The sequence below is a fragment of the Paraburkholderia caffeinitolerans genome (genome assembly GCF_902859945.1).
GTDB classification, from domain to species: Bacteria; Pseudomonadota; Gammaproteobacteria; order Burkholderiales; family Burkholderiaceae; genus Paraburkholderia; species Paraburkholderia caffeinitolerans.
In genome coordinates, this window is the sequence record NZ_CADIKL010000046.1 from 51,129 (window position 1) to 63,997 (window position 12,869).

10 protein-coding genes are annotated in these 12,869 nt (G+C 62.6%); 6 read left to right on the plus strand and 4 right to left on the minus strand.

What is annotated here, in order from left to right:
• Positions 1 to 31: 31 nt before the first annotated feature.
• Positions 32 to 745 carry a pirin family protein gene (locus HV773_RS31055; RefSeq protein WP_129563956.1) on the minus strand — a complete coding sequence of 238 codons (714 nt, stop codon included), beginning with the start codon at positions 743 to 745 and terminating at the stop codon, positions 32 to 34.
• Between the two features lie 133 nt (positions 746 to 878).
• Here HV773_RS31055 and HV773_RS31060 point away from each other — a divergent pair, with 133 nt between their 5' ends.
• The 4 genes from HV773_RS31060 to HV773_RS31075 all read left to right on the plus strand — a co-directional run bounded on the left by HV773_RS31060 (position 879) and on the right by HV773_RS31075 (position 5,653).
• Positions 879 to 1,796, plus strand: a complete 918-nt coding sequence (locus tag HV773_RS31060; protein WP_129563957.1) for a LysR substrate-binding domain-containing protein — start codon at positions 879 to 881, stop codon at positions 1,794 to 1,796.
• A 574-nt stretch (positions 1,797 to 2,370) separates the two neighbouring features.
• Positions 2,371 to 3,321, plus strand: coding sequence for a choline ABC transporter substrate-binding protein (locus tag HV773_RS31065; RefSeq protein ID WP_129563958.1), 951 nt, complete (start codon positions 2,371 to 2,373; stop codon positions 3,319 to 3,321).
• A gap of 163 nt (positions 3,322 to 3,484) precedes the next feature.
• Positions 3,485 to 5,131 carry a trimethylamine N-oxide permease gene (locus HV773_RS31070; RefSeq protein ID WP_129563959.1) on the plus strand — a complete coding sequence of 549 codons (1,647 nt, stop codon included), beginning with the start codon at positions 3,485 to 3,487 and terminating at the stop codon, positions 5,129 to 5,131.
• Between the two features lie 204 nt (positions 5,132 to 5,335).
• A complete protein-coding gene (locus HV773_RS31075) occupies positions 5,336 to 5,653 on the plus strand; it encodes a helix-turn-helix domain-containing protein (RefSeq protein ID WP_377730546.1) in 318 nt (105 codons plus the stop codon).
• Between the two features lie 83 nt (positions 5,654 to 5,736).
• Here HV773_RS31075 and betA read toward each other — a convergent pair whose 3' ends face one another.
• The 3 genes from betA to betI are packed head-to-tail and all read right to left on the minus strand — an operon-like array spanning position 5,737 to position 9,636.
• Entirely contained in the window at positions 5,737 to 7,488 is a 1,752-nt protein-coding gene (betA, locus tag HV773_RS31080; protein ID WP_227875436.1) for a choline dehydrogenase, read from the minus strand.
• 31 nt (positions 7,489 to 7,519) lie between these two features.
• Positions 7,520 to 8,989, minus strand: coding sequence for a betaine-aldehyde dehydrogenase (betB, locus tag HV773_RS31085; RefSeq protein ID WP_129563961.1), 1,470 nt, complete (start codon positions 8,987 to 8,989; stop codon positions 7,520 to 7,522).
• Positions 8,990 to 9,024: 35 nt separating this feature from the next.
• Positions 9,025 to 9,636 carry a transcriptional regulator BetI gene (betI, locus tag HV773_RS31090; RefSeq protein ID WP_129563962.1) on the minus strand — a complete coding sequence of 204 codons (612 nt, stop codon included), beginning with the start codon at positions 9,634 to 9,636 and terminating at the stop codon, positions 9,025 to 9,027.
• A gap of 239 nt (positions 9,637 to 9,875) precedes the next feature.
• On the opposite strand from betI, the gene HV773_RS31095 reads away from it, so the two are divergent.
• Positions 9,876 to 11,018, plus strand: a complete 1,143-nt coding sequence (locus HV773_RS31095) for a porin (protein WP_129563963.1) — start codon at positions 9,876 to 9,878, stop codon at positions 11,016 to 11,018.
• A 317-nt stretch (positions 11,019 to 11,335) separates the two neighbouring features.
• Positions 11,336 to 12,721 carry an L-serine ammonia-lyase gene (locus HV773_RS31100; protein ID WP_129563964.1) on the plus strand — a complete coding sequence of 462 codons (1,386 nt, stop codon included), beginning with the start codon at positions 11,336 to 11,338 and terminating at the stop codon, positions 12,719 to 12,721.
• Positions 12,722 to 12,869 lie beyond the last annotated feature (148 nt).

Sequence of the window (12,869 nt, forward strand, 5' to 3'; positions counted from 1 at the left end):
ACCACCTGGTGAGCAATGAAGAAAGGAAATCTCAGCGGGTGGCCACCATCACCAACTCAGAATCTTCGATAACGGTTATGTCGAGCGCTGCCGTGTTCGCGATCGCGACGCCGTCCAGCGCGTTCATGCTTTCGCCGTTCACCTCGATGCGTCCCGATGCAACGACGAGATAGGCCTGATGCGCGGCGGGCAACACATGCCGCACGCGCTCGCCCGCTTTCAGCGTCGCGCCAAAGAGACGTGCGTCCGCACGGATCGGCAGTGCGCCTTCATCGTTGGGAAAGCCGCTCGCGAGCACGGCGAAACGGCCCGATCGATCGTGTTTCGGAAACGACCTGGTGTCCCACGCGGGTTGGCCGCCGGCTTTGCGCGGCTGCAGCCAAATCTGATAGAGCTTGAGCGGCCGGTCGCCCTGATTGACTTCAGAGTGGCGGATGCCGGTGCCCGCGCTCATGACCTGGACGTCGCCTGCGCGAATCGTCCCTTCCGAGCCGAGCGTGTCCCGATGACCGAGCACGCCCTGGCGCACATAGGTCACGATTTCCACGTCGCGGTGCCCATGCTCCGGAAAACCGCCGCCGACCGCAATTTCGTCGTCGTTCCAGACGATCAGCGGGCCGAGCGCGCGATGTGCGGCGTTGCCATCCGGACTCACCGGTAGGCCGGCCCCGGCGAAATGGTATTTCGCGCGCAGCCAGCCGTAGTCGGCTGCGTCCAGCGATGCCCAGCGTCGATGTTCAAGCATGGCGGCTTCCTTGTTCGTGCGCCTCAGATGAGGCTTGCGATGGAGGAATGCTATACGCGCAAAGATCGCGTGCATATGTCCGCTTTAGCAAGCTATCATTGCTCTTGAAGCAACGAATTGGCGAGGAGTGGGGATGCCGACGAGCCAGATCACCGACCTCAACGACCTTCGGCTATTCGTGCTGGTGGTCGAGCATGGAAGCTTCACGGCTGCCGCGCGCAGTCTCGGGGTGCAGACCTCGAAGCTCAGCCGGCGCATTCGCGCACTCGAAGAGGAACTGGGTATTCGTCTGCTCAATCGCACGAGCCGCAGCCTGTCGCTCACGGAGACGGGGCGGCAGTTTCATCAGCATTGCGTGGCGATGGTGGCGGAGTCGAAGGCCGCAAAGGACATCGTCGAGCAGACCCGGACGCAGCCTCAAGGCACGGTGCGCATCAGTTGCCCGGTGGCGTTGCTGGACTCGGGCATTGCGGCAATGCTCTCGCGCTACATCGAAGACAACCCGCAGGTCCAGGTGCTGCTCGACGCAACCAACCGGCGCGTGGACGTGGTCGAGGAAGGACTGGACTTCGCGATTCGGGTCCGGCCGGCGCCGCTGGAAAACACGGACCTCGCGGTCCGGCAACTGGGTTTGTCGGCTCATATTCTGGTTGCCGCGCCTGAATTGGCGGCGCGCTATCCGGCGCCCGAGTCGATCGAAGCGCTGAAGACCTGGCCGACGCTCTCGATGGCGAACAGCAGCGAGAAGTACGTCTGGAACTTGGTGGATGCCGGAGGGCGGGCGATTGCGTGGGCGCATCGTCCACGGCTGGCGACGGACGATCTAGCTACGCTGCGGGTCGCGGCGAGAAATGGCGTGGGCGTGGCGATGCTGCCGCGCGAGCAGGTGACCGGCGACATTCAGGCTCGACGTCTGTTGCATCTGTTGCCCGAGCTTTCGACGACACCGGGGCTCGTGCACGCCATCTTCCCCACGCGGCGAGGCATGGTGCCCGCCGTTCGTCACTTGCTGGATGCGCTGGTGGCGGGATTCGAGGCGTTGGGCGCGTAGTTTGGCCGCCGGCGTAACCGCGTGGACCCGTGTTGGCGTGCATCGGATTATCTGCGATCCGAAGCTATATAAATCGGAATCCTGAATAATAAAAGCCGACTGTAATTGACTGTCGACGGGAGCGTTCCCAGCCCTGCAGACCTCTATTCGCCTTCAATGTAAATCAATCGAAAGCAGAGGAAATAACCCGTTATGCGATTGCAGTGTTGCTGAAAGCAACGCTGCAATTTCGCTCATGCATTTCGGGTCAACCCCGACTCCGCCGTATTTCGATTGATCGTTCAATCAACTTAAAACCCTGCCACACGGCGTTCACAGCCCCCAGTTGTCGCATCTGCGCAAGACCTCGTCGCAATTGCTACGTTGATCCGCTTTTTGCCGAACGACTATTGACCGTGGGATGCACGCCTTCGTTTTCTTTCTTCCCGTAAGCCCCATCACAGTGGGTATCGGGCCAAGGAAGCGGGGGCGGGCACGCAGCTTGCACCGGGCCACACGCAGTCCGTCCGCGAGTTTGCCGCCATCCCTTCCATGCGGAACCGATCGACGCTGTGCAAATCTCGAGGAGACGAAGATGAGCCGATTCCAGACCCTGCAGGCCTGTGCGCTGTTGTTCGCCGCAGCCGCCTGTTCCAGCACCTATGCGGCGGATCCCGCCGAATGCAAGGCGGTGCGCTTCGCCGACGTTGGCTGGACCGACATTGCGGCGACCACCGGTGTGGCGTCCACCATACTCGCCGGGCTCGGTTATGAGCCTACCAAGACCATCGCTTCGGTGCCGATCACGTTCGCGGGCCTGAAGAGCAAGCAGATCGACGTGTTCCTCGGCTACTGGTCGCCGACCATGGACCCGATGATCGCGCCATTCACGAAATCAGGCTCGATCAAGGTGCTGCCGACGCCTAACCTCACCGGCGCCAAATACACGCTCGCGGTGCCCGACTACGTGTACCAGGCCGGCCTCCATTCGTTCCAGGACATCGCGAAGTTCGCGGACAAATTGCAGGGCCGGATCTACGGCATCGAGCCGGGCAACGACGGCAACCAGTTGATTCAGAAGATGATCACCGGGAACCAGTACGGCCTTGGCAAATTCAAGCTCGTGGAGTCGAGCGAGGCGGGCATGCTCGTGCAGGTGAACCGCGCCGTGCGCGACAAGCAGTGGATCGTGTTCCTCGGCTGGGAGCCGCATCCGATGAACGTGCAGATGAAGATCGATTACCTCACGGGTGGCGACGACGTATTCGGGCCCGATTACGGCGCGGCCAAGGTGCTGACCGCGGAACCGCCCGATTACAGCACGCGCTGCCCGAACGTCGCGAAGTTCGTTTCCAACCTGCAGTTCACGACGGCCATCGAGAACCATTTGATGGTGCCTATCGCGGCCAAGGAGGACCCGAACAAGGCCGCTGCCGACTGGCTCAAGACCAATCCGCAGATGCTCGACAAATGGCTCGCCGGGGTTACGACCCTCGACGGCAAGCCGGGTCTGCCCGCCGTGCGCGCGTATCTGGGCGCGCACTAACCTGACTTTCAGGCACGCCGCCGCCGTTCGCACCCTCTTGCGAATGGCCGGGGCGCAGGGCGTCAAGGGCGAACCGTGCAATTGCACGCCCTTGGCGATCCCTGAAGGCCCCAATTGGCGCGGGAATTTTGTTTAGTTAGCGTAAGACCTCAGGAGGAATTGGATGGAGCAGGCTGGAATACGTGCGCGGGGTGCCGACGAAGTTGGCGCACGAAGCGACCACAGCCACGCATTGCAGCGTGGCCTCACATGGAAAGACGCATTTTGGGTCACAAGCGGCGTACCGGCGGGTGTGCTGTTCACAATCGGCGGCGTATGCGCGACCATCGGCCAGCCCGCATGGGCCATCTGGATCGCATCGATCACGATGGGCCTCGTGCAAAGCGCCACTTATGCCGAGATTTCCGGCCTGTTCCCGCATAAATCGGGCGGCGCTTCGGTGTACGGAGCGATCGGCTGGGTCCGCTACAGCAAGACGATTGCGCCGGTTTCAGTGTGGTGCAACTGGCTCGCCTGGTCGCCCATGCTCGCGCTCGGCTGCGGCCTCGCCGCGAATTACGCGCTCTCCACGTTGTTCGCTCCCAATGCGGCCATTCTGCAATGGCACTGGACGCTCGCGAACCTCGACTTCATCAAGCCCGGCCTCACGCTGCGCATCAACGCGACTTTTATGATTGCGGCGGCGTTCCTGCTCATCACGTTCCGGCTTCAGCATAGTGGAGCATCGAAGGCCGCGAAAACGCAGAAGATTCTGGGCATTGCCTCGCTTACGCCGCTTTTGATCGTGGGCCTCGTGCCGTTCGTGACCGGCGACGTGCCCGCCACACATCTTTTCCCGCTGCTGCCGCTCGGCCACGACGCGCAGGGCAATCTGAGCGCCTCGGTGTTCGGCGCATGGAACGGCAAGGGCGTGGTGATGGCGCTGGGCGCCATGTTCATGGCTGGCTGGGCCTCGTACGGCTTCGAGACCGCCGTGTGCTACACGCGCGAATTCCGCGACCCGCGCCGCGACACCGCACGCGCGATCTTCTGGTCGGGCGCGCTGTGCCTCGTGGTGATGACGCTCGTGCCGCTCGCCTTCCAGGGCTCGCTCGGCATGCAGGCCATGCTCGATCCGCGCATTGGCGACGGCACCGGCGTGGGCATGGCAATGGCGTCCATCGTGGGCGGCGGCGCATGGGTCGGCAACGCAGTGGTGGTGATGCTGATGCTCTCGATCCTGCTGATCGTGATGACTTCGATGATGGGGTCCTCGCGCACGCTCTACCAGGCATCGGTGGACGGCTGGCTGCCGCGCTACCTCTCGCGCGTGAACGAACACGGCGCGCCGACCGCCGCGATGTGGACCGATCTGGGCTTCAACCTCGTGCTGCTGGCGATGTCCGACTACATGACGGTGCTGTCCATCTCGAACGTCTGCTACATGCTGTTCGTGTTTCTCAACCTGCAATCGGGCTGGATTCATCGCATGGATCGTCCGACCTGGGACCGTCCGTTCCGCTGCCCGACCTGGCTGCTGGGGCTGGGCGCGCTGTGTGGCTACGCGAATCTCGTGTTCGTGGGTGCGGGTGCGAATCTGCAAGGAGAGAATACGCTGCGCGATGGCTTGATCGCGATGCTGCTGATCGTGCCGGTGTTTGCATATCGCCATTATTGGCAGGATCGCGGCAAATTTCCGGCGGGCAGTGCGCTCGATATGGAAGTGGAGATTCCCGCACGCGGCAAGTGGCGAGATATGTTGCCTTATGCTGCGTTGATTGGCGCCGCGTTGACGATTGCGGTTTCGCATTATTTTGCTGCGAGGGCGTAGCGGGGCGGGTTTAATTTTCAGGTGGTTGGTTTTGCGGCGTCACGCGGGCATCGGGAGTTGCGGTGCTGCGTGACGCTGTTTTGTTTTGGGGCGTGTTATTTGCCCTATTCCTGCGCAGGCTCATTGTTCCGCCGCCGCCGTCCAGCAAACTTCTCGTATTCGGAAAACGCTTGAAGGAGGTTTTGGACAATGGCTAAGGCGAGAGTGAAGCGCGAACTCGAGGATCGGTACGATCCTGTCCCGCATACGAAAGCAGATATTGAGCGGATGATGCAGCACTCGGCGTTCAGGGCTGCGTATGAAGCATTGGATGAAGAGTTCACCGCGCTTGACGCGCTGCTCACCGCCCGCAAGGAAGCGGGTCTCACGCAGGCGCAGGTCGCGGAGCGCATGGGCACCACCACGTCCGTGGTATCCCGCCTGGAATCGTCGCTCGCGAGCGAAAAGCATTCGCCCTCGCTGGCGACGCTGCGAAAATACGCAGCGGCATGCGGAAAATCCCTGAGGATTTCGCTCGTATAAATGCATGCGGACCGGAATCGCCGTGCTTCGATTCCGGTCCGCCAGGGATACTCAATTATTCAGGTATCGATGGAATGGCGAGATTACGATACGCTGTGCGCCTTCCGTTTTGCTGCGCTCTGCACCGCTTTCATTTCCTTGCCCCCCGTTGACCGCAACGGCAAATCCCCACCCCTCGCCGGTGCGCCATTCGCCACGTAATACGGCGCCGTCGACCGCGCAAGCGGATTCCTGCCACGAATCCGGTCAGCAATCTTCTCCGCAAGCATGATCGTCGGCGCGTTCAAATTGCCCGTGGTAATGAGCGGCATGATCGACGCATCCACCACGCGCAGTCCATCGATGCCGTGCACGCGGCCTTCCGCATCCACCACTGCCATGTCGTCATAACCCATCTTGCACGAGCACGACGGATGAAATGCCGTCTCGGCACGCCCGCGCACGAAGGCGTCGATCTGCGCGTCGGTCTTGAGCTCCGCGCCGGGGTTCAACTCGCGCCCACGATAACGATCGAGCGCCGGCTGAGCGATGATCTCGCGCGTGATGCGAATCGCGTCGCGGAATTCGCGCCAGTCGAGCTCTTCGGACATGTAGTTAAAGAGAATCGACGGATGCTCATTCGGATCGCGCGAGCGCAGTTTCACGCGGCCGCGGCTCGGCGAGCGCATCGAGCCGACGTGCGCCTGAAAGCCGTGCATCTTGATCGCATTGCTGCCGTTGTAATTGATCGCAACGGGCAGGAAGTGATACTGGATGTTGGGCCACGGATCGTCGTCGCGCGTGCGGATGAAGCCGCCCGCCTCGAAATGGTTGCTCGCGCCCATGCCGGTGCCGCGCAGCATCCATTCGAGACCGATGGCAGGCTGGTTGCGCTTGAGCAGTGCGGGGTAGAGCGATACGGGTTCCTTGCACTCGTACTGCATATACATTTCCAGGTGGTCCTGAAGATTCTGTCCCACGCCGGGCAGATCGAGCACGATGGGAATGCCGAGTTCGCGCAGCCATGCGCCGGGGCCCACGCCCGAGCGCTGCAAGAGTTGCGGCGAGCCGATTGCGCCAGAGCACACCAGCACTTCGCGGCGCGCGTAGCGCGTCACTTGCGCGCCGCCGTCGAGAAACACCACGCCGTTCGCGCGCTTGCCGCTGAACAAAATCCGGTCGGTGATCGCGTGCGTGACGATATCGATGTTGGGCCGCTGCTTCGCCTGGTCCAGGTAGCCGCGCGCAGTGCTCGCGCGCCGGCCCTTGGCCGTCACCGTGCGGTCCATCGGGCCGAAGCCTTCCTGGCGGTAGCCGTTGAGGTCGTCGGTGCGCGGGTAGCCCGCCTGCACGCCGGCCTCGACCATCGCTTCGAACAGCGGGTTCACGCCGGGCTTGCTGGTCGTCACATGCACGGGGCCTTCACCGCCGTGGTAGTCGTTCGCGCCCACGTCGCGCGTTTCTGCTTTGCGGAAGTAGGGCAGGCAGTCCAGATAGCTCCAGTTCTCCAGCCCTTTGCGCTCGGCCCAGCCGTCGTAGTCGAGCGCATTGCCGCGGATGTAGCACATACCGTTGATCAGCGACGATCCACCGAGTCCCTTGCCGCGCCCGCACTCCATGCGCCGGTTGTCCATGAACGGCTCGGGGTCGGTTTCGTAGGCCCAGTTGTAGCGGCGGCCCTGCAACGGATACGCGAGCGCGGCCGGCATCTGCGTGCGGAAGTCGAAGCGGTAGTCGGGTCCGCCCGCTTCCAGCAGCAGGACCGTGACGTCGCGGTCCTCGGTCAGGCGCGTGGCGAGTACGTTGCCCGCCGATCCCGCGCCGATGATGATGTAGTCGTACTCTTGCGCTGCCATGCCGTGTCTCCTCCAATTCCCTCGAATTCGCTCAGAAAGCGGGCCGATACGGTCCCAGCTCCACTTGAACGGATTTGATGCGCGTGTAGTGTTCGAGCGTCGTGATGCCGTTCTCGCGTCCCACGCCCGATTGCTTGTAGCCGCCCACGGGCATTTCCGCGGGCGATTCGCCCCAGGTGTTGATCCAGCAGATACCCGCTTCCAGGCGATGAATCACGCGATGCGCGCGCGACAGATTCTCGGTGACTACGCCAGCGGCGAGGCCATAGATGGTGTCGTTCGCACGCGCAATGACTTCGGATTCCTCAGTGAACGACAGGATGCTCATGACCGGGCCGAAAATTTCCTCGCGCACGATCTTCATATCGTCGCGGCAGGCGGAGAACACGGTCGGCTGCACATACTGGCCGCGCGCGAATTCGCCGTCCGCGAGGCGCTCGCCGCCTGCGAGCAGCCGTGCGCCTTCGCGCTTGCCGCTTTCGATATAGCCGAGCACCTTGTCGAGCTGCGCTGCGCTTGCGAGCGGGCCGAAGTTGGTGGCCGGGTCGCCGGGGTGGCCCACGCGAATGCGCGCCACGCGTTCGACCACGCGCTTTTCGAATTCGGGCAGCAAGGACGCATGCACGAACACGCGCGTGCCGTTGGTGCAGACCTGGCCCGAGCTGAAGAAGTTGGCGGTGACGGCAATGTCGGCGGCGCGATCGAGATCGGCGTCTTCGAACACGATGAGCGGCGACTTGCCGCCCAGTTCCATCGTCACTTCCTTGAGCGACGAGCCACCGGCCGCGGCCATGACTTTCTTGCCCGTTTCCACGCCACCCGTGAACGAGATTTTCTCGATGTCGGGATGCGTGCTGAGCATCGCGCCCACGCGCGCGTCGCCTTGCACCACGTTGAATACGCCAGGCGGCACGCCGGCTTCGAGATAGATTTCGGCGAGCTTCGAGGCGGACAGCGGCGTGACTTCGCTCGGCTTGAAGATCATCGCATTGCCGGCGGCCAGCGCAGGGGCCGACTTCCAGCACGCTATCTGAATCGGGTAATTCCATGCGCCAATGCCGGCCGTGACGCCCAGCGGCTCGCGGCGCGTATAGACGAACGAATCGGTGCGCAGCGGAATTTGCTGGCCTTCGATGGCGGTGGCGAGCCCTGCGTAGTACTCGATCACGTCGGCGCCCGTGACGATGTCCACGGCGCTCGTTTCGGAAATAGGCTTGCCCGTGTCGCGCGTTTCCAGTGCGGCGAGTTCGTCGTTGCGCGCGCGCAGCAGTTCGACCGCGCGGCGCAGGATGCGCGAGCGCTCCATGGCCGTCATGGCGGCCCACACGCGCTGGCCGGCGCGCGCCGATTGCACGGCACGGTCGATATCGGCGGCGCTGGCCTGCTGCACTGTCGCCAGCGTTTCGCCGGTGGCGGGATCGCGCGTTTCGAAGGTCTCGCCACTGGTGGCGTCGGTGAATGCGCCATCAATGAAGAGGCGTTCGAGCGGGTAGACAGACATGGTCGATAACTCCGTGACTTCCAGTGCTTCCGTGATTAAGCAGACTTGCCCGAGCGCGCTTTGGCACGCATTTCGAGCATCAAATCGATGTATTCGTTGGCGACCCGCAGGGCGGCCTTGGTGTCGAACGGTTCGCCGGTGAGGGTGCCGCGCAGCCACAGACCGTCGATCATGGCGGCAAGTCCCGTGGCCGCGCGCCGCGAGGCCGCGCGCGGCAAGACCTTCTCGAACTCCGCGCACAGGTTCGAATAGAGCCGGCGCGTGTTCACGCGCTGCAGGCGGCGCAGCGCGGGCTGGTGCATGCTCTCGGCCCAGAACGCCAGCCAGGTCTTCATGACCGGCGTATTCACCTGCGAGACGTCGAAATTCGCGGCGACGATGGCGCGCAAACGCGCGCGTGGCTCGTCTTTCGCCGCCATGCGGCGGCGCATGGTGGCTTCCCAGAGATCGCGCAGGATGTGGCGCATGGTGGCCTCGAGCAGGCCGTCCTTGCCGCCAAAATAGTGACTGACGATCCCGGTGGAAATTTTCGCGTGCTGTGCGACCGTGGCAAGCGTCGTGCCCGACAGTCCGGACTGGTCGATCGATTGCAGGGTCGCATCAATGAGTTGCGCACGACGGACGTCGCGCATTCCGATCTTGGGCATGGCGATTCTTCAGGGCGGGGTCCTGGGAAGGTCCTCACTCTAGACTTTTTTTATTGAACGATCAATCAATAAAAACGGCGTCATAGCAGGGCGGCGCATTTCCCCAAGTACGCGTCGTGTGCGCGAAAGTCGCGCGAGATTTGGATTTGTACGTTCTCTCAATCCGCATAAGGCGTGCATTGGGCATGTTTCTTTGTGCGGCCTTTCAACCGTATCGCAAGGCAAGAGAGACCTACACCATGAAGAAAGTAAAAGCGGCGGCATTGACTGGCATCGCACTCGCGGTAGCCTCGCTCTCCACTCAGAGCCATGCTCAAAGCAGCGTGACGCTGTACGGGATCCTCGATGCAGGCGTGACTTACGTGAGCAATGCGGGCGGTTCGCACCAGGTGAAGTTCGACGACGGCATTTCGTATTCGAATCGCTGGGGCATCAAGGGCACCGAAGACCTGGGCGGCGGCCTCAAGGCCATCTTCACGCTGGAAAGCGGCTTTCACATCGGCAACGGGCAACTCACCAACGGCGGCTCGCTGTTCGGGCGCCAGGCATATGTAGGCCTGCAGAGCGATTGGGGAACGCTCACGTTCGGTAACCAGTCCGACATGACGCAGGATATGGTCTACACGTACAACATTTCCGCATGGGCGAGCGGCTACGCCATCAACCAGGGCGACTTCGACCGCATGAACGGCGACCATCTGCCCAACTCCGTGAAGTTCACTTCGAATACCTACGGCGGCTTCCAGTTCGGCGGCATGTATTCGTTCAGCAATACGCCAGGCGATTTCCACACGGGCAGTGCGTGGAGCGTGGGCGCGCAATACCAGAACGGCAATTTTTCGATGGGTACGGCTTATACCCAGTTGAACAACCCGTCCGGCATTTACGCATTCGACCCGTACGCGATGATCGGCACGCATACGTTCTTTGGCAAGCCCACCGTGAGCGTGGACCCGGCCACGGGCGCCGTCACCGATCTCTATGCGAGCAATCCGTTCCCGGTGGACAAGCAAGGCGCGTTTGGCGTAGGCGCGAGCTATGTGGTCGGCCCTGTCACATTGTCGGGCGACTTCACGTACACGCAGATCAAGGCGTTCGGGCAGAGCGAGCACATGCAGGTGGCCGAAGGCGGCGCGAACTGGCAGATCAACCCCGCCGTGAGCCTGATTGGCGGCTACCAGTACACGCATTTCGACGGCAATCACTGGAACATGATCTCGGCGGGCTTGCATTACCTGCTTTCGAAGCGCACCGACATCTATCTCTCGGGCGACTGGCTCAAGGCTTCGCAGGGCGTGGACGCCGTGATCGGCTACAGCTTCACGCCGTCTTCGAGCACGAACCAGGCGGACGTGCGCATCGGCATGCGGCATTCGTTCTGAGCGCTTTCCAGGCGCCCTGCACGGATCGCGGCGCGCTCGCGCTGCGGCGCAGCAATCGCATTTCAGCATCGGCGGGACGGCCAAGCGGCGGTCCCGCCGATTTGTGTTTTTACGCCGTGAATCATCGCCAAAACGCATTTCCAATCGGGCCGAAAGCCCTGCTGGCGCGGGCGTCCAACGGCAATGGCGTTTTTGTTCTATCTGACGCATTGGCGCTTTTGATCTACTAGCGTCTAACGTCAGCCGTGCAATTTCCAACCCTTGCGCGCCACGCCACGTTTTAACCAGGTCACCAGGTAAATAAAGGGAATCGTCAGATGAACGTCAGCGTCTTCGACCTGTTCAAGATCGGTATCGGGCCTTCGAGCTCGCATACGGTCGGACCGATGGTCGCCGCGTGCCGCTTCGCGTCCCATATCGAGGACGCCAACCTGCTCGCCTTCGTGCGCCGCGTGAAGGTCGAGCTGTATGGCTCGCTCGGCGCGACGGGCAAGGGTCACGGCACCGACAAGGCCGTGCTGCTCGGTCTCGAAGGCAACCTGCCCGACACGATCGACCCCGACCGCATCGAGCCGCGCCTCGCCGCGATTCGCGCGGAAAAGACGCTCGTGCTGCTCGGCAAGCAGTCGATCCGCTTCGACGAGAAGGACGGCATCGGCTTCTATCGCAAGACCATGGGCGGCGCGAACACGCTGCATTCGAACGGCATGCGCTTTCAGGCTTTCGATGAAAACGGCCAGTTGCTGGTCGAGAAAGAGTATTACTCGGTGGGCGGCGGCTTCGTCGTGAACCGCGACGGCGACCGCGTGAACGGCGTGCGCAGCGGCCACGAGGTTCCGTATCCGTTCCGCACCGGCGACGACCTGCTGCGCGTGTGCAGCGAGAGCGGCCTCTCGATCGCGGAAGTGACGTTCGCCAACGAATGCGCGTCGCGCCCGGCCGAAGAAGTGCGTGAAGGGCTGCTGGGCATCTGGCGCACGATGGCCGCCTGCGTGGAGCGCGGCTGCAAGATGCACGGCCTGTTGCCTGGCCCGATGGGCGTGAAGCGCCGCGCCGCCGATCTTTCGGTGCATCTGCGTTCGCGCACGGAAGAGTCGCTGCGCGATCCGCTTTCGATGCTCGACTGGGTCAACCTCTACGCGATGGCCGTGAACGAAGAAAACGCCGCTGGCGGCCGGGTTGTGACCGCGCCCACCAACGGCGCGGCTGGCGTGATTCCCGCGGTGCTCCACTACTACGTGAAGTTCGTGCCGGGCGCGAACGAAAAGGGCATCGTCGACTTCCTGCTTACCGCTGCGGCCATCGGCATCATCTACAAGGAAACGGCTTCGATCTCGGGCGCGGAAGTGGGCTGCCAGGGCGAAGTGGGCGTGGCGTGCTCGATGGCGGCGGCAGCGCTCGCGGCCGTGATGGGCGGTACGCCTTTGCAGGTCGAGAACGCCGCCGAGATCGGCATGGAGCACAACCTCGGCATGACCTGCGATCCGGTGGGCGGTCTCGTGCAGATTCCCTGCATCGAGCGCAACGCAATGGGCGCGATCAAGGCGCTCAACGCCTCGCGCATGGCGCTCAAGGGCGACGGCCAGCACTACGTCACGCTCGACAACGTCATCAAGACGATGCGCGAGACGGGCGCCGATATGAAAACGAAATACAAGGAGACGTCGCGCGGTGGTTTGGCCGTGAACGTCATCGAATGCTAATGGTAACGATCAAGGTAACGAGCAAGGGGTCCGCAAGATGAGCCACTATTCGATATTCAGTCTGTTCCGCAACGGGTTGTCGTATCACGAGAACTGGGAGCGGCAGTGGAGGAGCCCCGAGCCGAAGAAGGAGTACGACGTCGTGATC

Coding starts and splice junctions, on each gene's coding strand:
- betI (WP_129563962.1), bottom strand. CDS start 9,636: ATGCCCAAGATCGGAATGCGCGACGTCCGTCGTGCGCAACTCATTGAT.
- HV773_RS31060 (WP_129563957.1), top strand. CDS start 879: ATGCCGACGAGCCAGATCACCGACCTCAACGACCTTCGGCTATTCGTG.
- HV773_RS31070 (WP_129563959.1), top strand. CDS start 3,485: ATGGAGCAGGCTGGAATACGTGCGCGGGGTGCCGACGAAGTTGGCGCA.
- HV773_RS31100 (WP_129563964.1), top strand. CDS start 11,336: ATGAACGTCAGCGTCTTCGACCTGTTCAAGATCGGTATCGGGCCTTCG.
- HV773_RS31055 (WP_129563956.1), bottom strand. CDS start 745: ATGCTTGAACATCGACGCTGGGCATCGCTGGACGCAGCCGACTACGGC.
- HV773_RS31065 (WP_129563958.1), top strand. CDS start 2,371: ATGAGCCGATTCCAGACCCTGCAGGCCTGTGCGCTGTTGTTCGCCGCA.
- betA (WP_227875436.1), bottom strand. CDS start 7,488: ATGGCAGCGCAAGAGTACGACTACATCATCATCGGCGCGGGATCGGCG.
- HV773_RS31095 (WP_129563963.1), top strand. CDS start 9,876: ATGAAGAAAGTAAAAGCGGCGGCATTGACTGGCATCGCACTCGCGGTA.
- betB (WP_129563961.1), bottom strand. CDS start 8,989: ATGTCTGTCTACCCGCTCGAACGCCTCTTCATTGATGGCGCATTCACC.